Annotated in this window: 21 protein-coding genes; 15 read left to right on the top strand and 6 right to left on the bottom strand. The window is 65.7% G+C overall.

Going from position 1 to position 22,323, the window contains the following annotated elements:
- Positions 1 to 4 precede the first annotated feature (4 nt).
- The 8 genes from flgK to ACQY4S_RS26795 all read left to right on the top strand — a co-directional run bounded on the left by flgK (position 5) and on the right by ACQY4S_RS26795 (position 9,115).
- Positions 5 to 1,540 (top strand): flagellar hook-associated protein FlgK, encoded by a 1,536-nt coding sequence (gene flgK / locus ACQY4S_RS26830; protein WP_428488238.1) that lies wholly within the window; start codon positions 5 to 7, stop codon positions 1,538 to 1,540.
- Positions 1,537 to 2,637: a flagellin gene (locus tag ACQY4S_RS26825; RefSeq protein WP_428488237.1), complete on the top strand. Its 1,101-nt coding sequence runs from the start codon at positions 1,537 to 1,539 to the stop codon at positions 2,635 to 2,637. Before flgK ends, ACQY4S_RS26825 begins: the two co-directional genes overlap by 4 nt.
- Before the next feature lie 104 nt (positions 2,638 to 2,741).
- On the top strand, positions 2,742 to 3,593 hold the full coding sequence (locus tag ACQY4S_RS26820; RefSeq protein ID WP_428488236.1) for a flagellin: 852 nt from the start codon (positions 2,742 to 2,744) through the stop codon (positions 3,591 to 3,593).
- A 127-nt stretch (positions 3,594 to 3,720) separates the two neighbouring features.
- Positions 3,721 to 4,185, top strand: coding sequence for a flagellar biosynthesis repressor FlbT (locus tag ACQY4S_RS26815; protein WP_428488235.1), 465 nt, complete (start codon positions 3,721 to 3,723; stop codon positions 4,183 to 4,185).
- Positions 4,151 to 4,498, top strand: a complete 348-nt coding sequence (locus ACQY4S_RS26810) for a flagellar biosynthesis regulator FlaF (protein WP_428488234.1) — start codon at positions 4,151 to 4,153, stop codon at positions 4,496 to 4,498. The genes ACQY4S_RS26815 and ACQY4S_RS26810 overlap by 35 nt, the downstream gene beginning before the upstream one ends.
- A gap of 9 nt (positions 4,499 to 4,507) precedes the next feature.
- Complete coding sequence (locus ACQY4S_RS26805) at positions 4,508 to 5,320, top strand: DUF1217 domain-containing protein (protein WP_428488233.1); 813 nt, start codon at positions 4,508 to 4,510, stop codon at positions 5,318 to 5,320.
- 32 nt (positions 5,321 to 5,352) lie between these two features.
- Positions 5,353 to 6,816: a tetratricopeptide repeat protein gene (locus ACQY4S_RS26800; protein ID WP_428488232.1), complete on the top strand. Its 1,464-nt coding sequence runs from the start codon at positions 5,353 to 5,355 to the stop codon at positions 6,814 to 6,816.
- Positions 6,806 to 9,115, top strand: coding sequence for a tetratricopeptide repeat protein (locus ACQY4S_RS26795; RefSeq protein ID WP_428488231.1), 2,310 nt, complete (start codon positions 6,806 to 6,808; stop codon positions 9,113 to 9,115). The genes ACQY4S_RS26800 and ACQY4S_RS26795 overlap by 11 nt, the downstream gene beginning before the upstream one ends.
- A gap of 137 nt (positions 9,116 to 9,252) precedes the next feature.
- Here the strand turns inward: ACQY4S_RS26795 and ACQY4S_RS26790 are convergent, their stop codons facing one another.
- On the bottom strand, positions 9,253 to 10,995 hold the full coding sequence (locus tag ACQY4S_RS26790) for an IS1634 family transposase (protein ID WP_428483124.1): 1,743 nt from the start codon (positions 10,993 to 10,995) through the stop codon (positions 9,253 to 9,255).
- A gap of 261 nt (positions 10,996 to 11,256) precedes the next feature.
- Here ACQY4S_RS26790 and ACQY4S_RS26785 point away from each other — a divergent pair, with 261 nt between their 5' ends.
- A complete protein-coding gene (locus tag ACQY4S_RS26785; protein ID WP_428488230.1) occupies positions 11,257 to 11,490 on the top strand; it encodes an AbrB/MazE/SpoVT family DNA-binding domain-containing protein in 234 nt (77 codons plus the stop codon).
- A gap of 36 nt (positions 11,491 to 11,526) precedes the next feature.
- Entirely contained in the window at positions 11,527 to 11,892 is a 366-nt protein-coding gene (locus ACQY4S_RS26780) for a putative toxin-antitoxin system toxin component, PIN family (RefSeq protein WP_428488509.1), read from the top strand.
- 32 nt (positions 11,893 to 11,924) lie between these two features.
- Here the strand turns inward: ACQY4S_RS26780 and ACQY4S_RS26775 are convergent, their stop codons facing one another.
- On the bottom strand, positions 11,925 to 12,077 hold the full coding sequence (locus ACQY4S_RS26775; protein ID WP_428488229.1) for a hypothetical protein: 153 nt from the start codon (positions 12,075 to 12,077) through the stop codon (positions 11,925 to 11,927).
- Between the two features lie 423 nt (positions 12,078 to 12,500).
- Here ACQY4S_RS26775 and ACQY4S_RS26770 point away from each other — a divergent pair, with 423 nt between their 5' ends.
- The 5 genes from ACQY4S_RS26770 to ACQY4S_RS26750 all read left to right on the top strand — a co-directional run bounded on the left by ACQY4S_RS26770 (position 12,501) and on the right by ACQY4S_RS26750 (position 18,146).
- Positions 12,501 to 13,670, top strand: coding sequence for an oxalate decarboxylase family bicupin (locus tag ACQY4S_RS26770; protein ID WP_428488228.1), 1,170 nt, complete (start codon positions 12,501 to 12,503; stop codon positions 13,668 to 13,670).
- Complete coding sequence (locus ACQY4S_RS26765) at positions 13,667 to 14,545, top strand: SDR family NAD(P)-dependent oxidoreductase (protein ID WP_428488227.1); 879 nt, start codon at positions 13,667 to 13,669, stop codon at positions 14,543 to 14,545. Before ACQY4S_RS26770 ends, ACQY4S_RS26765 begins: the two co-directional genes overlap by 4 nt.
- Positions 14,546 to 14,895: 350 nt before the next feature.
- Positions 14,896 to 15,825, top strand: a complete 930-nt coding sequence (locus ACQY4S_RS26760; protein ID WP_428488226.1) for a hypothetical protein — start codon at positions 14,896 to 14,898, stop codon at positions 15,823 to 15,825.
- Complete coding sequence (locus tag ACQY4S_RS26755) at positions 15,818 to 16,471, top strand: gluconate 2-dehydrogenase subunit 3 family protein (protein WP_428488225.1); 654 nt, start codon at positions 15,818 to 15,820, stop codon at positions 16,469 to 16,471. The genes ACQY4S_RS26760 and ACQY4S_RS26755 overlap by 8 nt, the downstream gene beginning before the upstream one ends.
- Positions 16,455 to 18,146: a GMC family oxidoreductase gene (locus ACQY4S_RS26750; RefSeq protein ID WP_428488224.1), complete on the top strand. Its 1,692-nt coding sequence runs from the start codon at positions 16,455 to 16,457 to the stop codon at positions 18,144 to 18,146. The genes ACQY4S_RS26755 and ACQY4S_RS26750 overlap by 17 nt, the downstream gene beginning before the upstream one ends.
- Before the next feature lie 170 nt (positions 18,147 to 18,316).
- Here the strand turns inward: ACQY4S_RS26750 and ACQY4S_RS26745 are convergent, their stop codons facing one another.
- The 4 genes from ACQY4S_RS26745 to ACQY4S_RS26730 all read right to left on the bottom strand — a co-directional run bounded on the left by ACQY4S_RS26745 (position 18,317) and on the right by ACQY4S_RS26730 (position 22,314).
- Positions 18,317 to 19,123, bottom strand: coding sequence for an exodeoxyribonuclease III (locus ACQY4S_RS26745; RefSeq protein WP_428488223.1), 807 nt, complete (start codon positions 19,121 to 19,123; stop codon positions 18,317 to 18,319).
- Positions 19,123 to 19,809, bottom strand: a complete 687-nt coding sequence (locus ACQY4S_RS26740) for a fumarylacetoacetate hydrolase family protein (RefSeq protein ID WP_428488222.1) — start codon at positions 19,807 to 19,809, stop codon at positions 19,123 to 19,125. The genes ACQY4S_RS26745 and ACQY4S_RS26740 overlap by 1 nt, the downstream gene beginning before the upstream one ends.
- Before the next feature lie 723 nt (positions 19,810 to 20,532).
- Complete coding sequence (gene mntR, locus ACQY4S_RS26735) at positions 20,533 to 20,988, bottom strand: manganese-binding transcriptional regulator MntR (protein WP_428488221.1); 456 nt, start codon at positions 20,986 to 20,988, stop codon at positions 20,533 to 20,535.
- A 15-nt stretch (positions 20,989 to 21,003) separates the two neighbouring features.
- Positions 21,004 to 22,314, bottom strand: coding sequence for an Nramp family divalent metal transporter (locus ACQY4S_RS26730; protein WP_428488220.1), 1,311 nt, complete (start codon positions 22,312 to 22,314; stop codon positions 21,004 to 21,006).
- Between the last annotated feature and the right edge of the window lie 9 nt (positions 22,315 to 22,323).

The raw sequence follows: 22,323 nt of genomic DNA, 5'->3' as shown, positions 1-22,323 counted from the left end.
GAGCATGGGTCTCGACAGCGCCCTCTCGATCGCCACCGGTGGCCTGGCGAACATCAGCGCCCAGTTCGCGCTGGTGTCGCAGAACGTCGCCAATGCCGGGACGCCTGCGTATGCGGTCGAGAGCAGCGCGCAGCAGGACATCACGGCGGATGGCCAAGGGCTGGGTGTCCGTACCGGACCGGCGACCATCCAGGTCGACCAGGCGCTGCAGGCATCATTGCAGCAGCAGAATGCAACTGTTACAGGCCTCACCACGACGCAGACCGCCTTGCAGTCGATCGACAGCGTCCTCGGCACCGTCGGCCAGGGCAACGATCTCGGCAGCCTGCTTGGCACCTTGCAGAACCAGTTCTCCACCCTGCTGACCGATCCCAGCAGCCAGACGCAACAGAGCACGGTGGTCGGCGCCGCCGCCACCCTGGCGAGCGGCATCAACAACCTGAGCCAAGCCTATTCGGCGCAGAGCCAGGCGGTGCAGAACGATCTGGTCTCGGCTGTCGGGACCCTGAACACCACGCTTTCAACCATCGGCCAGCTCAACACCCAGATCATTGCCGCCCAGCAGGCTGGGCGAAGCACGGCGGACCTGCAGAACCAGCAAAATGCGGCGGTGCAGACGCTGTCTGGCCTGACCAGCATCAAGACGATCCAGCAGCCGAACGGCGGCATCCTGCTTGTTACCACCGGCGGCCTGTCGCTGCCGACCAATGCCGGCACGACCCCCTTCTCCATCGCGGGCGGTTCGGCCAATCCCGGTGCGTACTATCCAGGCGGCGGCCTGCCCGGCGTCATGCTGGGGGGGACGGATGTGACCGGCAGCCTGACCGACGGCCGGATCGGCGCCGACCTGACCTTGCGCGACCAGACCTTGCCGACCGGCCAGGCGGAGCTGGACGAGTTCTCCGCCAACCTGTCGAGCCGGTTCGCCGGCCAGGGGCTGAGCCTGTTCACCGATCCCGCCGGCAACGTGCCCAGCGGCGGCGGAACGCCGGTCCAGGCAGGCTACGTCGGCTACGCCGCGACGATCCAGGTCAACCCGCAGATCACCGCAAATGCCGCCCTGGTGCGTGACGGCACCACCTCGATCACTGGTAGTCCGACGGGCGCGAGCGCCTTCACGCCAAACCCGGCTGGCGGACCGGCCGGCTTTACCACCCTGATCTCCCGCGTCATCAACAACACCTTCGGCAACGACGTGCAGACCGGCGTCGCGCAGCCCGTCTTCAACACCGCCGGTCTAGGCGCCGGCGGAACCCTGTCGGCGCCGTTCGGTTCGGCATCCTCGCTCGCCGACTATGCCACCGACATGATCGCCGCGCAGTCGCAGCAGAGCGCCGCGACGAGCGGCAGCCTGACCAATGAGCAGGCGGTGCAGACCGGCCTGGTCGCCCAGGTAACCGCCCAGAGCGGCGTGAACATCGATACCGAGCTGTCCAACATGATCAGCCTGCAGAACGCCTATCAGGCGAATGCCCATATCATCGCGGCAGTCCAGTCGATGTTCAGCCAGTTGCTGACAACCGTCGGAACCGGCGCATGAGCGGCGGGATCGGCGGCATAAGCCAGAGCGGCTACGGCATCATGGGGCAGTTGACCGCCAACAGCCAAAGCCTGCGCAATCAGGTGGATACCTTGACCGAGCAGGCCAGCACCGGGCTGGTGTCGCAAAGCTACGCCGGCCTCGGCGCCGGCGCATCCGTCGCGCTGAACCTGAACCCGCAGATCGCATCGTTGCAGACCTGGCAGACCAACATCAACCAGGCGACGTCGAGCATGACGGTCAGCCAGAGCGCGCTGACCCAGTTGCAGTCCATCGCCTCGACCTTCTACGCCGACATGAACAACCTGTCGGGAGCCAACGCGGCCTCTGGCGTTTCCAGCACGGCGGCGCAGGCGCGATCGGCCTTGCAACAGGTCGCCGGCCTGCTGGATACGCAGGATGGCAACGTCTACGTGTTTGGCGGCGCCGACAGCACCAGTCCGCCGGTGCCGGCGGCGGACAGCATCCTGACGTCCGGCTTCTACACCCAGATCAACAGTGCCGTCTCCAGCCTGTCGACCAACGGTTCCACCGCCACCATCGCCGCGACCCTGTCGATCGGGCAGTCCAACGCGGCCGGAACCTCGCCCTTCTCGGCCTACATGTCGCAGCCGACCGCCGGTCTCGCCGCGCCGGTGGTGCAGGTCGGCACCGACAGCACGGTGCAGATCGGTCTGCTGGCGAGCGCCAATTCCTTTGCCAACTCCAGCGACACCTCGACCTCCACCACCGGGTCCTACATGCGCGACCTGATGCGGTCGCTGGCGACGATCGGGTCGATGACCAGCGCGCAGGTGAGCGATCCCAATTTCAGCGCCCTGGTGCAGGATACAAGGACCAGCCTGAACGGCGTGGTCAGCGCGATGGGCACGGACATCGGCGCGCTGGGCAACAACCAGTCCAACCTGACCACGATCCAGACACAGCTTTCCGACACGCAGACGGCGCTGACCAGCCAGGTTTCCGACGTTCAGCAAGTCGACATGGCGCAGACCTTATCCGAGCTGACGCAGACCAACACGCAACTGCAGGCATCCTACCAGTTGATCGCCAGTGAAAACACGCTTTCGCTGGCGAAATTTCTTCCGGCGGCATGAAAAACCGGGTTTGATTCATTTTTCGTTAATTCTCACCGCGCATTATTCCGCTCAAGCCGCAAGATGCAGCACAGATGCAATTTGGACTAGAAGGGTAAGACACCATGTCCGTTGATTCCGTAAACACCAACATGGGCGCGATGATCGCGCTCCAGTCGCTTCAAACAACGCAGACGCAGCTCGGTGTTGTGCAGAAGCAGGTTTCCACTGGCTTCCGCGTCGCTGACTCGACCGACGATGGCGCGGCGTATGCGATCGCCCAATCGGTGCGCTCGACCGTCGGCGCGCTGACGGCCGCGAACCAGCAGCTTGGCGGCGTGCAAGGCCTGCTGTCCACGACACAGTCGGGCCTGAACGATATCTCGAACACCATGAACAGCATGCGTGACATCCTGGTGAACCTGTCATCCGGGAACGTTTCGGCGGACGAGCGTACGAACTACGAAAAGCAGTATGCTTCGAAGGTCACGCAAATCCAGACATTCATCCAGGACGCCGACTATAACGGAAAGACCCTGATCGGAAACGTCTCCGGCAGCAACGGCTCATTCTCCCGCGTTGCGGTCGCCCGTAACGAGTCCGGATCGTCCTACGGCATCGCCACATTCAGCGGCTCCGCGCTGTACAACTCGATCGCGTTCACCACGACACAACTTGGCAGCGCAACGACGGTCCAGGCGTTGATGACCGCGACCGGCACGTTCATCAACCAGCAGAACTCGGTCGGCCAGGGGCTCAATACCGTTGGCAGCGAGATCAACTATGTGAACAACCAGGTCAGCTACAACAACGACAAGATCGACGCGCTGAACAGCGGTCTTGGCGCCCTGGTCGATGCCGATCTGGCCAAGGAATCGGCCCAGCTCACGTCGCTGCAGATCCGCCAGCAGCTCGGCACCCAGTCGCTGTCGATGGCGAACTCGGCACCGCAAAGCCTGCTCAGCCTGTTCAGGTAATCCGCCGTCCGCGATCGCGCCACCGGTCATGCCGGCTGGCGCGGCGCGCGCGGAAGACTGAACGACCGACAACCAGCCGCAGGGCCTTGGCCATGAGGCATCGTATTCGCTTCGCGGAAGGCATATCATGTCCAATCTCGTGCTGGAGCTGCGCCAAGGCGAGGTCATGATCGTGAACGGCGCGCCGATTCGTTTCCGGACCCGGTCGCGTATCGAACTGACCGCGCGGGCACGCTTCCTGTTCGGCAAGCAGATCATGGCGCCGGACCAGGCCGACAGTCCCGCTCGGCGGATCTACTTCGCACTGCAAACCGCCTATATCGGTACCGAGCCGGAGCGCGAAGGCGGGCTGGACGCGGCTCGGCATTTTATCGCCGATTTCAGCGACGCGACCACCTCGGACCTGGTCCGCCTGATGCTGAACCAGGCGCTGATCGCGGCCGAGGAAGATGACTGCTACCAGGCTCTCAAGCTGATCCGCCGCATTATCCAGCACGAGGACGCGGTCGTCGGCAAAACGCCGGACCTCCCCCATCCAATAGGGAAAAATGATTGTCATGCAACGCTCGAATCAGGCCAGCCGAGCCTATGAATCCGCCTCCCGCAATCGCTCCCAACGCGATCAGGAGGCCGATGTCTTCCGCCATGCCACCGCCGTGCTGAAGTCGGCGCGGCAGGCCACCGGTATCCAGCGGGTCCGCGCCCTGGCGGACAACCGCCGGCTCTGGCTGACAGTCAACGACCTGATGCGCGATCCCGCCAACGCACTGCCGGAAGCCACACGGGCGGGGATCGTTTCGATTTCGATGTCCGTGCAACGGGAGATGGAGCAGGACGCGCCCGACTTCGGTTTCCTGATCTCGATCAACGAGAACTTCATCGCGGGCCTGTCCGGACAACCGTAAGGCGGACGCATGAGCATCTCATCGAGCTACCTGACCTCGCTGTTCGCGGCCATGCCGGGCGCACAGTCGTCGTTGCTCGACACGCTCTATGGCGGCGGTTCCAGCGCCCCGTCCGGACAGGCGGAGATCCAGGCCTACACGTCGGACCTGAAGAACCAGACGCAGGACGTCGCGGCGACCGCGCAGCAGCCGACGGTCAAGCAGGCGGTCAGTCAGTTCACCAAGGCCGTTCAGTCGGCGACCAGCGTCAACCAGCTTCTGTCCAACCCAGCCGTAATGAACGTGCTGCTGACCGCCAATGGTCTGGGCGATCAGGTCGCCTACACCGGGCTGGCGAAGGCGGCGCTGACATCCGACCTGACCAACACCAACTCGCTGGCCAACCAACTGACCGACACGCGCTGGAAAACCGCTGCCGCGAATTACAATTTCGCCACCAGTGGCCTGTCCGTCATCCAGAACCCGACCACCATCAACGCCATCGCTCAAGCCTATGCCCAGACCGTCTGGGAGCAGAACGAGGACAACGCCAACCCAGGGGTGGCGAACGCTCTGGCGTTTGGGCAACAGGCGTCGTCGATCACCTCGGTCGACCAGATCCTCGGCAACTCCACCCTGCGGACGGTGGTGACCACGGCGCTGGGGCTACCCGAGGCGATCGCCATCCAGCCGCTGGAGGCGCAGGAGAGGGCGATCAGCAGCCGGCTCAACATATCGCAGTTCCAGGACCCGAAATTCGTCCAGAACTTCATTCAACGCTACCTGGTCGCCAACGCGGCCAACGCGTCCACATCATCCCCCTCGGGCGGCATCCTGGTCTGACTGCAACCGGCCGGCTCAAAAGGAGCCTTTCCATGGACATGACTCCCGTCACCGCTGATGCCGGTGCGCTGCGCAACCGGGTCGCGCAACTGATCGATGCCGGCCGGACCGGCGCCGCCCGCCCATTGCTGGCCGCCGCCCGCACATTGTCGCCCGACGGCTGCCCGGACATCGCCCTGCTGATGGCGCGCCTTGACTGGCGGGACGGCAACCTCGACCGCGCCATGCGGACCCTGACCGACGCGATCATTGCCTCCCCCGCCCATGCCGGCCTGCGAAAATCCCGCTCCGAACTGTCGCGGACGCAGGGCGATCTGGATGGCGCGGCACGGGATGCGGCCGAGGCGGTGATCCTCGACCGTGTCGATCCCGCGGCCAAGGCCCTGCTGGGCAACGCATTGCTGGAACTCGGCCGCACCGGCGATGCCATCGCCTGCCTGACCGACGCCGTCGCCGCCGCGCCATCCGCGGCGACGTATCGCGAGGCCCTCGCCACCGCGCTGGAGAAAGCCGGACAAACCGAGGCGGCGCTGCGCCTGCTGCGAGAGGGAATGGCGATCAGTCCGGCCAACGTCGCGTTGAACAACGCCGCCACGCTGCTGTGCATGCGCCGGCGCGACTTCGACGGTGCGGTCCGCATGGCGGAACAGGCGCGCCTGCTCGGCATCGCCGATGCCTGCACCTTCGGGATGAAAGGCCACGCCCTCGCCAGCCTGGGCAACCACGAGGAAGCCGCCATCGCCTATCAGGATGCCCTCAAGCTTGGTCCCGAGGATCCCTATGTCCGCCATCTTGTCATGGCGGCCGGGGCAATGCCGAGCGGCAAGCGGGCGCCGGAGGAGTACATCAAGGCGGTGTTTGATGGCTATGCCGATCGGTTCGAGGCCCATCTGATCTCGCTGAGCTACACCGTGCCCGTCCGCATCCGCCTCGCGCTCGAAGCCCATCCAGTCATTGCCGCGGGACATCCGCTCGGCCCGGTGCTCGACCTCGGCTGCGGCACCGGCCTGGTGGCGCTGGCGGCCAGCGACCTGCCGCTGGGACCGATCACCGGCGTCGACCTGTCGCCGCGCATGCTGGATCAGGCGCGCGCCAAGGGCCTCTACGCCGATCTGCGGGAAGCCGACATCATGGCCGAACTGACCGCGGACAGCCCGCAACAGTGGCCGCTGATCATCGCCGCCGACGTGCTGGTCTATTTCGGCGCGCTGGAGGACGTCTTCGCCGCCGTGCATGCACGACTGAAACCCGGCGGCTGGTTTGTCTTCTCGATCGAGGATCTGCTGGCGGATCATGCCGGTGTCGTCCCCGGCAACGGATCATGGGCACTGCACCGGTTGGGCCGCTATGCCCACTCCGCGGACTACATCTTCGAGACTGCCTGCGCCGCCGGCTTTCGCATGGTCCGCATGGACCGCCAGCCGATGCGACAGGAAGCCGGACAGGGGGTCCCCGGAATGCTGATCGTGGTCGAGCGCCTGCGTCATGACGGGTGAAGCCCAGATCGCTGAACCGCTGGACCAGGATTCCGGCCAGCGGCAGGCGGCGGACGGTATGGCGCTGCTCGCCGGCGGCCGGTTCCAGGAGGCGTTGAGCGCGCTGCGGCGCGCGGTCGCGCTGGGAGACCGCAATCCATCAACCGTGCTCAATCTGGCGATCGCCAAGGACCGGACGGGCGAGCGGGAGGCAGCCCGATCGCTGATGCACAAGGTCGCGGCGCACCTGCCCGACTGGGATGAGCCGGTGCTGCGCATCGCCGAAAGCCTGCGCGCCGGCAACGATCTGGCGGGCGCCGAGGCAGCCTATCGCGAGGTCCTTGAACGCAATCCAATCCGGCCGGCGGCGCTGATCGCCCTCGGCGGGCTGCTGCTGTCCCGTGGCGAAGCCCTGGAAGCCCGCGACCTGCTGCTGCGCTGCTGCGGCGTGACGCCGGACAACGCCGAGATGTGGGACACGCTGGGTCTCGCGCTGCGGGCAACCGGCGCACCGGGCATCGCCCTGACGGCGTTCGTCAAGGCGCAATGCCTGCGGCCGGACGAGCTGTCCTACGTCCTGCACGGCGTCGAGGTCGCCATCGAGGCGAACCAGGCCGAGGCGGAGCTGAGCCGCCTGGAGGTGGCTTGCGACCGGCACCCGCTGAATGCCATGCCGCAGGCCGCACGGGGCATGTTGCTGGAACGCCTGGGCCGCCGCGCCGACGCCATCGACGCGCTGGAGGCAGCGACCGTGCTGGCCCCCGACGCGGTCGCGCCACTTGCCCTGCTCGGCGGCTTGCTGGCGCGGTCGACGCGGCTCAGGCAGGCCGAGGCGGTGCTGCGCCGTCTGCGTGCGCTGCAAGCCGACAATCCGCAGGCGCACAACGACCACGCCGCGGTGCTGATGCAGTTGCACCGGCACGCCGAAGCCAGGACGATCCTGCTGGCGGTGCTTGCTCGGTTCGGGCCGAACCCCTCCGTGCTCTGCAATCTGGCCAGCACCACGGTCTGCCTCGGCTTGCAGGATGAAGCCGTGGCGGCGGCCCGCCAGGCCATTGCGCTCGATCCGGTGGCCTCGCTGCCGCGACGGACCTTGTGCAACGTCCTGCCGTACCACGAAGCCACCACGCCACGGGATCTGCTGGCCGCCTTGCATGACTCCACCGCTGCCTTGCCGCGCACCGATCAACCGGCCTTCGGCAACTCCCCCGACCCGGATCGCAAGCTGGTGGTCGGTCTGCTGTCTGGATCATTCCGCTCCCATCCAGTGGGATGGCTGACCGTGGCCGGGATCGAGACCCTGGATCCCGAGCGGTTCGACCTTGTTTGCCTGACCCAGAACACCACGCTGGAGGACCCGATCACGTGCCGCTTCCGCGCCGTGGCGCGGGACTGGCTGCGCGTCGATACGATGAACGACGCCGCGCTGGTCGCCACCGCGCGGGAACGTGGCCTGGACATCCTAATCGACCTGGGCGGCTACGGCGACTCCGGCCGCATGCCCGCCTGCGCCCATCGCCTGGCGCCGGTGCAGATCAAGTGGGTCGGCATGCAGAACCACAGCACCGGCCTGCCGGAGATTGACTGGTTCATGACCGACCGGTGGGAAACCCCGCCGGGGTTCGAGCCGCTGTACACCGAGCGTCTGCTGCGCCTGGCGGACGGCTATGTCTGCTACAGCCCACCGCCCTATGCGCCGGACGTCGGGCCGTTGCCCGCCCTGGCGAACGGCTATGTCACCTTCGGCTGTTTCAACAACCTGGCGAAGATCACGCCGCGGGTGATCGAAACCTGGTCGGTCATCCTTCACCGGATACCGAGCGCGCGCCTGGTGCTGAAGACCCACCAGTTCGGCGACGAACCGACCGCCGATCGGGTGCTGGCGGCCTTCGCGGCACATGGGATCAATCCCGAGCGCATCGAACTGCGCGGCTCCTCCGGCCATCGTCGTTTCATGGGCGAGTATGGCGGCATCGACATGGTGCTGGACCCGTTCCCCTACTCCGGCGGCCTGACCACGTGCGAGGCGCTCTGGATGGGCGTGCCCACGATCACCCTGCCGACCGAGCTGTTCGCGGCGCGGCATTCGGCCAGCCACCTCAGCAATGCCGGCCTGGCGGATTGGCTGGCCGGGTCGGTGGCGGACTACATCGAGATGGCGGTGGCGCGTGCCGCCGACCTTCCGGCGCTGGCTGCGCTGCGGGCCGGCTTGCGGGAGCAGGTGCGGCGCAGTCCGCTATGCGATGCGCCGCGGTTCGGGCGCAGCCTCGGCACGGCTCTGCGGCATGCTTGGCGCGCGTGGTGTGAGGAGCGCAGATAGGACCTGCCCCCAGACCAAGGCAACCTGTTGAATTGCCTTACCCACAAAAAATGTCCGAAGCGCAACCCTTAAGCTGAACTTTACCGTCTTTTCGACGTAAGTCATTGATCCGACTCCGGACCCCACCTGCTTGCTGTCTACGCTGCCGTCAATTCGACCCCCAACAGACTGAGTGCGCGGCGCTGTATCGGCGTTGCGGTGGTCTGAACGGTAAGCATCTTCTGCCCTGCGAAGCAGACGGTGTTTCGGGCCAATGTTGCCAGATCGCCCAGCAGGGTGCGGAAGCTGTGCACCGGCTGGAGCTCGCCGCTAGCGTCCACCACGCGCTGCGTCGAGGCCTTGCGATAAGCCGCCTTGGAGACCTTGGCCTTGGCCACTGGCGACGTCCGCTCTGCTTCGGCCGACGCGCGGTCATGATCGTCGAACAACATCGGCGCCAGCGGCTGGCGCATATGCCACTCCAGGTAATACGCCAGCATGCACAGCAGGACATGCGCGCGTACCCGCGGCGCGGTCCAATGGAACACCGGCCGCAGGTCCAGATCGACGCTCTTGAGGCAGCGGAACGCGCGCTCTACCTGGGCCAAGGCTTTGTAGGCCCGCACGGTCCCGGCGGTATCGATCTGCTTGGCGGGGAGGTTGGTGCGCAGCACGTAAAAGCCATCGAACCTGGCTTCATCGGCGATCGCTTCGGCCTTGCGCGTGAAGTCAAATGCGGCGTCGGTGATGGTCAACGCGAAATGCTTGGCCATCTTGCGTTTGCCCAGGAGAGCGCCGACCGCGCGGCCGATGTCCCCAGCCCCGCGCAGAGGGTTCTTCGCGCGCGTCACCCGGGCCTGGATCTTGCTCAGGTCGGCCTCGGTCAGCGCCAGTAACGCGTCACGCTTGCGTTGGCGTTCCGCCGCCAGCAGCGGGTTCTGGCACACCACCAGCCGTTCGTCGGGATAATCCGGGCTGCTGATCTCAGCCATATCGCGGGTGTCGAACAGGGAGAATTGCAGCTGTCCGCCTTCCGCCAGTTGCCGGATCGCCGGGGCACGCAGCGCGGTGATCCAGTCTAGGCCGGCGGGGCGGAGGGCTTGTTCGATCCGTGCGGCGGTGAGCATGCCGCGGTCGCCGACCATCACCACGTGGCGCAGCCGCAAGCGCTGCTTCAGCTTGCTGATCTGCGCCGCGACGGTGGCCGGGTCGGCGGTGTTTCCCTCGAACACCTCGACCGCCACGGGGCAACCATCCGCGGCACACAGCAGGCCGATCACCAGTTGCGGCCGATCGCCACGGCTGTCGCGGCTGTAACCGTGGTGGGCCAGCGGACAGCAGCGGCCCTCGAGGTAGGTGGAGGTGACGTCGTAGAGCACCAGCGCGCCGTTCTTCAGATGGCGGCGGGCGAGTTGGTTTTCGATGAAGGCCTGCTCGCTGCCGAGCCAGTCGAGGGTGGTGTAGATTTCGCCGGCGGTAACGCAGCCAAGGCCGAGGCTTTCACCCAGCGAGTGGCTGGCGGTGGCGCTGTCGAGCATGCGCGCTGTCGCCAGCTTCGCCGCCGGGTCGAGCAGTCTGGCGACGATCAGCGCCAGCGCCAGGTCACGGCGGCGCGGCGGGGCGCGGCGCGGCAGCAGATCGTCGAGGCCGATGCGCCGTGCCACGCTCAGCGCCGCAAGCACGTGGCCATGCGGCAGCGAGCGGCGGATCTCGAAGCCGTTGTCACCAACCGGGGCGAGCGGGTCGCCACGCAGGGCAGCACGCAGAGTCTCGATGCGCTCGACCGGCAGCTTGGAGAGGTTGGCCAGCGTGCGGTTCTTGACCTTGCCGTCCTCGCGATAGGTTTGGCGCAGGAGGAAGGACGGTTTGGCGTTACGGTTTGGGACCTTGGCGATGTGCATGAGGCATGGAATCAAACCGGTTCGGCCTGTGTCAAGGAGAAATTCGCCAAATGCTTGACTACGTTCGTGGCACGTTTCCTTGGTAATCAACCGGATGGCTCAAAAACACAGCAAAGTTCGGGTTAAGGGACGGCCATAAGGACTATTGCCAATATGTCTCTAGTCCGGTGATGAAATATAGTAAAATCGTAAATTCCTATTTTGCGATTTTCGCATCCAAGAGATAGAAGCATGCCCGTGTTGCATTCGGGAGACCCGCCGATGTCGCTCGTCCGGCTACGCCGCGCCGCGCAGATCACACTGCCGCAAGACATCCGTGCGGCGGCACAACTGAAGGAAGGCGACTATCTGGAGGCGGAAGTAACCGCCGCCGGCACCATCATCCTCAAGCCGGTCAGCATCGCCGGCCGCGAACCGACGCCGGAGCAGGAAGCGGACATCCTCGCGGCGGTTGACGAAGCAAGAGCCTTCCATGCCGCCAAGCGCCGTCGTTGATGCGTCTGTCCTTGTCAGCGCCTTTCTGTTCCCGGCCTGGTCCTGACGCTGGCTAACCGGAGCACATTCACCCTGCATCTTTCGCCGATCCTGCTCGATGAAACATGGGACGCCCTGGTGTCGCCGCGCTTGAAATCCGCTTATGGCGTCGCGGAAGAGGCGGTCTTGACCTGGTGCGACGCGCTGCGGAAAACCGCCGCGGTGTTTCTTGATTCGCTGCCGGACATTGGCCAGGTTTGCCGCGATCCGAACGATGACCATGTTATCGCCACGGCCATCGCCGTGAAGGCCAGGGTTATCGTGACCAGCGACAAGGACCTGCTGGCGCTCGGCCAGTTTCAAATTGTCCGAATGATTACGGCGCGCGTTTTCCTAACGAAACTTGCGCCTGATCAGATGTGACCTTCCTGGGAAAATTGCGGAAGGGAGACGCGTCAGAACTTTAGTTCGTGGTCAAGAGCAGCGGTGTCCCTGGGGACTTCGGCAGTGCGGATCGCCTCGATATCCTGGTCGCTCAACTCTGCAACATGCAAAGCCTCGCGGTCGCGCTTGTTCAGCCGGCGATAGTCGTCTGCGGGAAGCAGCACCAGGTTGTCGCGGTCGTGATCGGTGATGGTAATGGTTTACCGGACGGCGGTTTCCCCGGTAGCAGCCGAAGTTTTTCTGAAATTCGGCCGGTGTGACGCTGGGCAAATCCTTCCCGCATAGCTGTTCCCACCATGTGTCGCACCGGGGCGTGACAGGAGAGCCCAGTCCCCCTGTCCGCGAAAAAGCCTCGGCGCCTGCGTCTGCGATAGCAGGGCGACTTTGGTCGGAAGAGTGCCAATGGTATTGCCGATCCGGCTGTCGGCGATGGCGAGATCGACCCGAGGCCGAGTTCCACAACCCGTGATCATGAAACTTCGCGAGGGTTCACGCGAACCTGCCCTCAACAAGAATTCACGCGCAAGTCCCAAACTCCCGCCATGGATCAAGGCTTATAGCCGCAGATTCCAAGCAGGAAGCAGCGCATGGACATTCCCTCTCAGCAACAAGGCAGTGACCCGCAGCCGATCCGCGGTGACAAGGGAGCGGACGATCCGGGGCCACGCGACGTGCTGCGCGACCGCGAGAACAAGGACGTTCTGGCGCCGCCGGAGACGGATCGCGGCACGATCCCCAACCTCAAGTTCTCCTTCGCCGATTCGCACAACCGGCTGGAACCGGGCGGCTGGGCGCGGCAGGTCACCGAACGTGAGCTGCCGGTCGCGACCACGCTGGCCGGCGTGGACATGCGACTCAAGGCGGGTGCCGTGCGCGAGCTGCACTGGCACAAGGAAGGCGAGTGGTCCTACATGCTCTATGGTTCCGCCCGCATCACCGCCGTCGACGAGGAGGGGCGGCAGTTCGTCGACGATGTCCAGCAGGGTGATCTCTGGTTCTTTCCGGCCGGCTATCCGCACTCGATCCAGGGCCTGGAGCCGGACGGCTGCGAGTTCCTTCTGGTCTTCGACAGCGGCGGGTTTTCCGAGGACAGCACGTTCCTGATTTCGGACTGGTTCGCGCATACGCCCAAAAGCGTGCTCGCCAAGAATTTCGGCTGGCCGGAAAGCGCCCTGGCTGCGATACCGAAGCAGGAACTCTACATCTTTCCAACCGAGGTGCCCGGACCGATCGACGGCAACCGCATCGGCCCACGGGCGCGGCAGAGCTTCAGCTACCGCCTGCTGGCACAGGCGCCGCAACGGACCAGCGGGGGCACCGTGCGGATCGTGGATTCGCGGAACTTTCCCGCATCCCGCACGGTTGCCGCCGCGTTCGTGGAGGTGGAACCGGGTGGCCTGCGGGAGCTGCACTGGCACCCGCAGGCCGATGAATGGCAGTACTACATCGACGGCGAGGCGCGGATGACGGTGTTCGCCTCCGAGGGCAAGGCGCGCACCTTCGACTACCGGGCCGGCGATGTCGGCTACGTGCCACACGCGATGGGCCACTACATCGAGAACACCGGCTCCACGACGCTGCGCTTTCTTGAAATGTTCAGGAGCGACCGCTTCGCCGACATCTCTCTCAAGCAATGGATGGCGCTGACGCCGCACGAACTGGTGCAGGCGCATCTGCATATCGACCGCCGCCTGCTCGACGCGCTGCCGCAGGAGAAGCTGCCGGTGATGCATGGAAACACAAAGGACGGGACATGAGCCAAACACCGCGAAATGGGCGGCTCGCCGGCAAGGTGGCCATCATCACCGGCGCGGCACGAGGCATTGGCAGGGCAACCTGCGTGGCCTTCGCGCGGGAAGGGTCGGAGGTGGTCGGTGTGGACCTCGCCGCGCGGGCGAGTGCCACCACCGACTTCGAGCAGCCGACCGAGCAGGAGCTTGAGGAGACCGGCCGCCTGGTCAAGCAGGCAGGTGGCCGCTGGCTCTCGATCCAGCTTGATCAGCGGGACCTCGGCGCGCTCCGGGAGGCGGCGCAGCAGACTGAGAAGGTGTTCGGCGGGATCGACATCCTGTTCGCCAATGCCGGCATCCAGGCGTTCAAGCCGCTGCTCGAGATGCAGGATGCGGACTGGCACGATCAGATCGATATCAACCTGACAGGCACGGCCAACGCGATCCGCGCCGTGGCTCCCTACCTCGTCAAGCGGGGTGGCGGCCGCATCATCGTGACGTCTTCCACCCAGGGGCAGCACGGCACGAAAACCGGCGCCGCCTATTCGGCCTCCAAATGGGGCATCATCGGGCTGATGAAGTCCGCCGCGCTGGAATTCGGCGCGCGAAAGATCACCGTGAATGCTCTCATACCAGGTCTCATTGACACGCCGCTGACGCGGCATGAATCGCGCTACGAGCAAGCCATCGGGACGGCTGGCAAGCAGCCGACCGGGGATGAGGCACAGGACGAGAAGACGGCGGCCGAGGCGCAGACCAAGAAGACACCCCTGGGTCTCCCCTGGATCGCGCCGGAGGATGTGGCGCCCGTCGTGGTGTTCCTCGCCTCGGATGAGGCGCGGATGGTCAGCGGCGCGACCTATGACGTCACCGGCGGTGACAGCGCGCATTACCCGACCTGACATCAGGAAAGGCGGCGCGGCCTGTCGTGATGTCGGGCAAGCCACGCCCCGCAAGCGGTGACCGTGCACGATAGGCGGACGAAGACAAAAGCGTCGCGAACACGCTGCACAGATACGGCCTGGCGTAGACCGCGATGCCGGCAAGAGGTGGACACATGGAGACCATCGCTGGAAAGCTCCGGCACGGGGCGGCTGAGGCGGCGGTACCTGCCAGGTGGCGCACTGTCCTTCGCCGTGGGACAGGCCGCGGATCAAAAGGCGTGCGAACCGCCCTGCAACGCGACGTGGTTCAACGCGACGTGGTTCAGGGCGGAAATAGAGTTTCCGGCCCTGCTGGCCTGGGTCGCACAGTGGCCGACATTGCGTCTCCCACCGCGGCCAAAGCAGCGGATGCGGTCGTAACGGTCGCCTACCAGGCCACGCCGGCGCGCCCCGGCAAGACCGCTGATCGAGCCACGTCGCTGAACGCGGCCCGCGGCCTGAACCGCGCGGCGGCCACGCTTGCCGCCTCGGTCCTGGCGGATAGCGCCATCGAGCATTACCGCGGCTCCTTCGAGAACAGGATGATGTTCGTGCCCTTGATTTCATCCGCATTGAACCTGGCGGTGAGTGCGCATGGCATCGTCGATCAGCGCGGCAGGAGCCATCCGGTGCGAAACGTGATCTACACCCTGGCCGCGGCGACCGGCGTGGCTGGAACCGGCTTTCACCTCTACAACATCGGCAAGCGGGAAGGTGGGCTTAGCTGGATAAACCTGTTTTTTGCGGCACCGGTCGGCGCGCCGGCGGCGCTCGCGCTGTCCGGCATGTTGGGCTTTCTGTCCGAGCGCCTGCGCGATATGCCGCTCGGCGTCGCCCCGCGCCTGCTCGGCCTGCCGGCTGGCCGCACCGTGGCCGCGATCACCGGCGCTGGGATTGCCGGGACCGTCGGCGAGGTCGGGCTGCTGCATTTCCGTGGCTCCTTCCATGATCCGTTCATGGTCCTGCCGGTGGCCGCGCCACCCGTCGCCGCGGCGCTGATCGCCGCCACGGCGTTGTTGCCCAAGACATCGCCTGCGCTTCGGCGCACCACCCGCTGGTGGCTGCGTTTTACCGCACTGCTCGGTTTCGCCGGCGCGGGTTTCCATGTCTACGGGGTGGGCCGCGGCATGAGAGGGTGGCGCAACTGGAGCCAGAACCTGCTGAACGGTCCGCCGATCCCGGCCCCGCCCAGCTTCACCGGCCTGGCGATTGCCGGCCTCGCCGCGTTGCGCCTGCTGGGAGGCGACACCGATGACTGACGCCCGCTATCCCGGCTATGACGTGCTCTCCAAGCGGGATACCCCATCCTGGAACGAGCAGACCCGGCGCGCCATTGACCGGCGGCTGAATGTGCCGGACGGGCCGCGCTTCTTCACCGCCGACGAGTGGCGGACGCTGGAGGCGCTTTGTCGCCGGATGATGCCCCAGCCGGCGGACCGGCCGGCGGTTCCGCTTCCCGCCTATGTCGACGAAAAGGTCTGGATCGGCCGAGAGGACGGGTACCGGCACGCCGGCATGCCGCTGCAGGGCGAGGCCTGGAAGCGAGGCCTTGCCGCGCTCGATGACGAGGCAAAACGGGCTCATGACGGCCGCCGCTTTCACGAGATCGGTTCGGCGGACCAGGATGCGCTGTTGAAAAGCATGCAGGAGGGCGCGCTGTCCGGGCCGGCCTGGGGCGGTATGCCGAGCAAGCTGTTTTTCAAGGAACGCGTCGTTCATGACGTGATCAACGCCTATTACGCCCATCCGATCGCCTGGAACGAGATCGGCTGGGGTGGCCCCGCAAGTCCGCGCGGCTATGTCCGGATGGGTTTCGACCGTCACGACCCCTGGGAGGCAGCCGAAGCCAAGCCCGGGGAGGAAGCCAAGGCACTGCGGGAGAACAGGCGTGTCGGCCAAGGATAATTGTTATGAAGGCTACGTTACCGCCGCGAGCGATCCGTTCGATCGGCCGCGTGCGACCGGCGGGCGTGCGCCCGACGTGTTTCGCCCCGGCGCGTGGACACCGATGCGCGAGTACTCGGATACCGAGGAAGTCGATTTCGCCATTGTCGGCACGGGCGCCGGCGGCGGCACGCTCGCTTGCCGGCTTGCCGAACACGGCTTTTCCGTCGTCGCGCTGGATGCCGGGCCGTTCTGGCGGCCGCTGGAGGATTTCGCCTCCGACGAAACCGAGCAGACCAAGCTGTTCTGGACCGACGACCGGATCATTGACGGTGAAAACCCGATCCAGATGGGCGTCAACAACAGCGGCAAGTCGGTCGGCGGCAGCACGGTGCATTTCCAGATGGTGTCGCTGCGCTTCCGGCCGGAGTGGTTCAAGTCGCGCAGCAAGCTTGGCTACGGCGTGGACTGGCCGCTCGATTGGCGTGAGATGTGGCACTACTACGACGAGGTCGAGGCGGCGCTGGCGATCTCGGGTCCGATCAACTACCCATGGGGACCGAAGCGCCGGCGCTATCCCTACCGCCCGCATGAGCTGAACGCCGCCGGACTGGTCCTGGCGCGCGGCGCGAATGCCATGGGCACGGCATGGGCCGCCTGCCCGCTCGCCACCGTTTCCGCCCCGCGCGGCCTGTCGCCGCCGTGCGTCTACCGCGGCTTCTGCCGGATCGGCTGCTCCACCAACGCCAAACAGAGTGCTCTGACCACATGGATCCCGCGGGCGATCGCGGCCGGCGCCGAAATACGCGACCTCGCGATGGTCGGGCGGATCGAGACGAACGACGCCGGACGGGCAACCGGGGTTCAGTACCACCGCGCCGGCGGCTGGCGCTTTCAGAAGGCCCGCAACGTCGTCGTCGCCGGCTATGCGGTGGAAACGCCGCGCCTGCTGCTGCTGTCGGAGAACAGCCGCTTTCCCGACGGACTTGCGAACAGCAGCGGCCTTGTCGGCAAATACCTGATGACCCAGTCCAACCAGTCCGTCTGGGGCGTGATGCAGGAAGAGATCCGCTGCTACAAGGGTCCGCCGTCACTCACCATCAACGAGCACTGGAACTACGTCGATCAGCATCCGACGAAGGACTTTGATGGCTCCTATCTGTTCTATAGCCAAGGTCCGCTGCCGCTCGAGTGGGTCGCGGTGCAGGCAGGCGCCCGCGGTCTGTGGGGCGAGAAGCTGCGCGCTGAAATGATGCAGTACAACCACCAGGCGGGGCTGCGGATGGTCGGCGAGTTGCTGCCCTATGAGCATAACCAGGTCACCTTGGCCGACGACAAGGACCAGTACGGCCTGCGGATCCCGCGGATCACCTATACATACAGCGAGAATGACAAACGTCTGATCCGGCACGGCATGGACCAGATGGAGCAGCATCTGCGCGCGGCCGGCGGCCGGGACATCTTTCGCCAGGAGGACGACACCAACCACCTGAACGGCACCGCGCGGATGGGCGACGATCCGAACGCCAGTGTGGTCAACGCGGACTGCCGGAGTTGGGACATCCCCAACCTGTGGATCTGCGACGGTTCGGTATTCCCGACGGTGGGCGGGGTGAACCCGTCCGAGACCATCCAGGCGATCGCCTGCCGCACGGCGGACCGGATCAAGCAGATGGCGGGACGAGGCGAACTATGATCGAAACTGGGATGTCGCTCGGGTTCGGCATCCGCCGGCGGTCCGGCCGGCGCCGACCGCATAGGCTTCAGCCCCTGTATGAGCTTTGAACCAGCTTGTACATTCATGATGTCCGCATGGTGCCGCGCCATTAACGGTTATCGCGCAGAGACCCTTATTCCGGCAGGCTGCTAAACCGTCATCTCCACGCACACCGGCACATGGTCCGACCCACGCGGCCAATCCCGCGCATCGCGCAGGATCGTTTGGCTTTTCAGCATGGACCGCAGATCCGGGGTGACCCAGACATGGTCCAGCCTTCGCCCGCGGTCCGCGATGCGCCAGTCCTTGTTGCGGTAGGACCACCAGGTGAACAGCTTCTGCTCGGCCGGCACGAAATGTCGCACGGCATCAATGAAGCCGGCGTTCATCCAGGCGTTCAGACCCGCGGTTTCGGCGGGCGTGTGGCTGACCACGTCGAGCAACTGCCGGTGGCTCCAGACATCGTTCTCCAGCGGCGCGATGTTCAGGTCGCCCACCAGCACGGTGCGCGGCAGACCGGGCTGGGCCGCGAACCAGGCGCGGGTTTCGGCAATGAACGCCAGCTTGTGGCCGTATTTCGGGTTCTCCATCCGATCCGGCACGTCGCCGCCAGCCGGCACATAGAAATTATGCAGTTCGATCGGCCCGCTGGGTGTCGAAATCCGCGCCGCCACGTGCCGGCAGTCGCCCTTGCCGCACCAGTCCGGCGCGGCATCGTGTACCTCCATCGGCAGGCGGGACAGGATGGCGACGCCGTTGTAGCCCTTCATGCCGCGGAACACGGTGTGCGGGTAGCCTAGCGGCTGCAACGCCTCGGCCGGGAACAGCGGGTCGGGCACCTTGGTCTCCTGCAGGCAGATTACGTCGGGGTTCAGTGCCTCGACCAGATGGTCCAGCAATCCGACCCTCAGGCGCAGCGAGTTGATGTTCCAGGTCGCGACCCGCAGACCAGGCATCAGACGATGCGGGTCCGCACCGTGCCGACACCCTCGACCACGCCTTCCAGCAGATCGCCGCGCTCCACACCCGCCACGTTCTCCGGCGTGCCGGTGTAGATCAGGTCGCCGGCCGCCAGCTTCACCAGCCCGGACAGGTAGGCGATCGTCTCCGCAACATTCCAAATCATCTTCGACAGGTCGGAGGTCTGGCGGACGCGGCCATTCACCTTCAGCTCGATCAGCCCGGACGCCGGATGCCCGACCTTGGACGCCGGCACCATCAGGCCGATCGGCGCGGAGTGGTCGAACCCCTTGCCCATGTCCCAGGGCTTGCCTTCCTTCTTGGCGGCGTTCTGCAGGTCGCGGCGGGTCATGTCCAGGCCGGCGGCATAGCCCCACACATGCGCCAGCGCGTCGGCCTCGGCGATGTTCGCGCCGCCCTCGCCGATCGCGACGACCAGCTCCATCTCGTGATGAAGCTGCGTGCTTTTCGGCGGATACGGCATGTCGGCATCGTTCAGCAGCAGCGCGTCGGCTGGCTTCATGAAGAAGAACGGCGGCTCCCGGTCGGGGTCGCTGCCCATCTCCCGCGAATGTTCCGCATAGTTGCGGCCGACGCAGAACACCCGGCGGACCGGAAACACACCGCCGCCGGCGACCGGCACGGCGGTGATCGCGGGAGGGGGAATGACAAAATCAGCCATCTCGTTACACCTTGCTGATGACATGGGTTCGGACGAAGCCGGTCGGCTGGAAATAGGGGAAACCGGCGGGGCAGGCAATGGCGGGCACAGGCGTAGGTCTGGCAAGGGAGATCGTATGGACCGAGCGACGTGGAAACATGGCGCGAGGGTGCCCCAATGACGACTCAAGGCTTCGTTGGGTCTCGTCGAAACCCATCGCGAAGCCAGGGAATGCGGATGCCGCCGCGGGTGGTCCTGTCGTGCATGAGACAGGGACATTCCGCCACCCATTCGCGCATCAGGCAATGGGGGATGCCGCCCGCTCGCCTCGGACCAGCTTCAGCAGCCATTCCCGCCGCCGCGTTTGGGATGCCCAGGCCACGCCTGATGTCAGCTTTGGTCGCGGCATCAAGCTGGGTGTCTTCCGCCTTGTCGGGTGGAGCATCGAAAACGGACTTGATGTCAGCACTGCATCGCAACCGTCCGGTCGGATGTCAGTCTAGCAGAAGCCAGAACGCCAACGTCCAGACTGCCGGCGCGTCAGCAAGAAGGCGCGTCTTGATCCGCTCCACGTCGCCACCGATGCGACGGGAGATGGCAGCATATCGTTCTTGGCTGGCCACAAGTTGCAGGCCAGGTATCGAGCTTTGGCCTGTTGGGCCCGTCATGTCCGCATAGGCCGACCGGCAGGCACCAATACCGGTTTTGAAACCGCCTCAAGCCGGCGTCGCCACGATGGCGAGCTCAAGTGCGTGGCTTCAAAAACCGGGCGAATGCCGCCAGCGTCGCGTCCGAGACATGGTGCTCGATGCCTTCGGCGTCCGACTCCGCCGCTTCCGACGGCACGCCGACGGCCAACAGCAAATCCACCACGACCCGATGACGCGCGCGCACACGGGCGGCCAGGGTCTCCCCTGCCTCGGTCAGGAACACGCCACGATACGGTTTGGCGACCGCGAGCCCCTCCCGCTTCAGTCGGCCGATCGTCTTGATCGTGGTGGCATGCGCCACACCCAGTCGGCGGGCGATATCGGTCGGCCGAGCTTCACCGCCGTTGGTGAGGAGGTCGGAGATGAGTTCGACGTAGTCTTCAAGCAGCGCGCCGGATTGCGCGGTACGGGCCTTGCCGAACCGGTTGGCCTGGGTGGGTTCGGCTGGCAGCGCCGTGTCGGCGGCCGGCCGAGCGGGGGATTGCGCCATGGCAAACATGATCAGTCAGGTGCTGGCGAACAGGTCTGGCGAAATGCCCAAGGTTTGCAACAATAAAATCACGTTAAGGCCGAGCACCGTCACGGTTGCGATCACCGCCAGCGTCTGAACAAAGCGGTTGATGGCGAACTGCGCCATCACCGCCGGGCGGCGGATCAGCACCAGCAGGGCGATCATCGGCACCGGCAAGAACAGGCTCAGGACCACCTGGCTGAGCACCAGGGCCTGGGTCGGCTGCACGCCGGCCCAAACCACCACCAGCGCCGGCAGCAGGGTTGCCACCCGCCGCACCCACAGCGGTATACGGAAGCCGACAAAATCCTGCATGATGGACTGGCCGGCCATGGTGCCGACCACTGAACTGGAGATCCCCGACGCGAGCAGGGAGGTCATGAACGCGGCCGCCGCCACGCCGCCCAGCAGCGGCAGCAGTGTATGGTAGGCGGTCTTGATCTCGCCCACGTCGGCATGACCACGATGGAACATCGTCGCCGCCATCGCCAGCATCGCCATGTTGATCAGCCCGGCGACCGTCAGCGCCGCCACCACCTCGATGTTGGAGAACAGCAGCAGCCGCCGGCGTTCCGCGTCGCCCTGCGCATGCACCCGCCCCGGCATCATGGCGGAGTGCAGGTAGATGGCGTGCGGCATGACGGTGGCGCCGATGATGCCGACCGAAAGCGCCACGCTATCGGCGTTGGTCAACCGCGGCACCACGCTGTGGAAGGCGAAGGCGCCCCAGTCCGGCGGGGCGATGATCATCTCGATCAGATATGACAGACCGATTATGCCGACGAAGCCGGTGATGATCAGTTCGATCGGGCGGAAGCCGCGGGATTGCACCATCAGCAGGCCCCAGGTGATGGCGAAGGTGATCAGCAGCCCGTTCATCAGCGACAGATGCAGCAGCAGGCTGATGCCGATCGCAGCACCCACGGACTCCGCCAGATCGGTGGCCATGGCGGCGACCTCGCTGCCGATCCACATGGCGATGACCAGGGGTCGAGGGAAATGCAGCCGGCACAGCGTCGCCAGGCTGTGGCCGGTAACGATGCCCAGGCGGGCGGAGAGCGCCTGGAACAGCATGGCGATGACGTTCGCCAGCAGCACGACCCACAGCAGCATATAGCCGTGGCGCGCGCCGGCCTGGATGTTGGTGGCGAAGTTGCCGGGATCCATATAGGCGATGGAGGCGACGACCGCCGGGCCGATAAAGGGCAGAAAGCCCCGCAGTCCGCCGCGCCGCCCGGACAGCGCGGTGCGCGCCGCGGTCGAGGTCCGATCGGACAGGGTTGCAACCGTTACCGCATCGTTCATCCTTGACGG

It is taken from the genome of Rhodopila sp. (genome assembly GCF_965276935.1).
Lineage (GTDB): Bacteria > Pseudomonadota > Alphaproteobacteria > Acetobacterales > Acetobacteraceae > Rhodopila.
The sequence above is the reverse complement of the archived record's forward strand: the minus strand, read 5'-3'. Positions and strand labels throughout refer to the sequence as shown.

Coding starts and splice junctions, on each gene's coding strand:
- flgK (WP_428488238.1), top strand. CDS start 5: ATGGGTCTCGACAGCGCCCTCTCGATCGCCACCGGTGGCCTGGCGAAC.
- ACQY4S_RS26825 (WP_428488237.1), top strand. CDS start 1,537: ATGAGCGGCGGGATCGGCGGCATAAGCCAGAGCGGCTACGGCATCATG.
- ACQY4S_RS26820 (WP_428488236.1), top strand. CDS start 2,742: ATGTCCGTTGATTCCGTAAACACCAACATGGGCGCGATGATCGCGCTC.
- ACQY4S_RS26815 (WP_428488235.1), top strand. CDS start 3,721: ATGTCCAATCTCGTGCTGGAGCTGCGCCAAGGCGAGGTCATGATCGTG.
- ACQY4S_RS26810 (WP_428488234.1), top strand. CDS start 4,151: ATGCAACGCTCGAATCAGGCCAGCCGAGCCTATGAATCCGCCTCCCGC.
- ACQY4S_RS26805 (WP_428488233.1), top strand. CDS start 4,508: ATGAGCATCTCATCGAGCTACCTGACCTCGCTGTTCGCGGCCATGCCG.
- ACQY4S_RS26800 (WP_428488232.1), top strand. CDS start 5,353: ATGGACATGACTCCCGTCACCGCTGATGCCGGTGCGCTGCGCAACCGG.
- ACQY4S_RS26795 (WP_428488231.1), top strand. CDS start 6,806: ATGACGGGTGAAGCCCAGATCGCTGAACCGCTGGACCAGGATTCCGGC.
- ACQY4S_RS26790 (WP_428483124.1), bottom strand. CDS start 10,995: ATGCACATCGCCAAGGTCCCAAACCGTAACGCCAAACCGTCCTTCCTC.
- ACQY4S_RS26785 (WP_428488230.1), top strand. CDS start 11,257: ATGTCGCTCGTCCGGCTACGCCGCGCCGCGCAGATCACACTGCCGCAA.
- ACQY4S_RS26770 (WP_428488228.1), top strand. CDS start 12,501: ATGGACATTCCCTCTCAGCAACAAGGCAGTGACCCGCAGCCGATCCGC.
- ACQY4S_RS26765 (WP_428488227.1), top strand. CDS start 13,667: ATGAGCCAAACACCGCGAAATGGGCGGCTCGCCGGCAAGGTGGCCATC.
- ACQY4S_RS26755 (WP_428488225.1), top strand. CDS start 15,818: ATGACTGACGCCCGCTATCCCGGCTATGACGTGCTCTCCAAGCGGGAT.
- ACQY4S_RS26745 (WP_428488223.1), bottom strand. CDS start 19,123: ATGCCTGGTCTGCGGGTCGCGACCTGGAACATCAACTCGCTGCGCCTG.
- ACQY4S_RS26740 (WP_428488222.1), bottom strand. CDS start 19,809: ATGGCTGATTTTGTCATTCCCCCTCCCGCGATCACCGCCGTGCCGGTC.
- mntR (WP_428488221.1), bottom strand. CDS start 20,988: ATGGCGCAATCCCCCGCTCGGCCGGCCGCCGACACGGCGCTGCCAGCC.
- ACQY4S_RS26730 (WP_428488220.1), bottom strand. CDS start 22,314: ATGAACGATGCGGTAACGGTTGCAACCCTGTCCGATCGGACCTCGACC.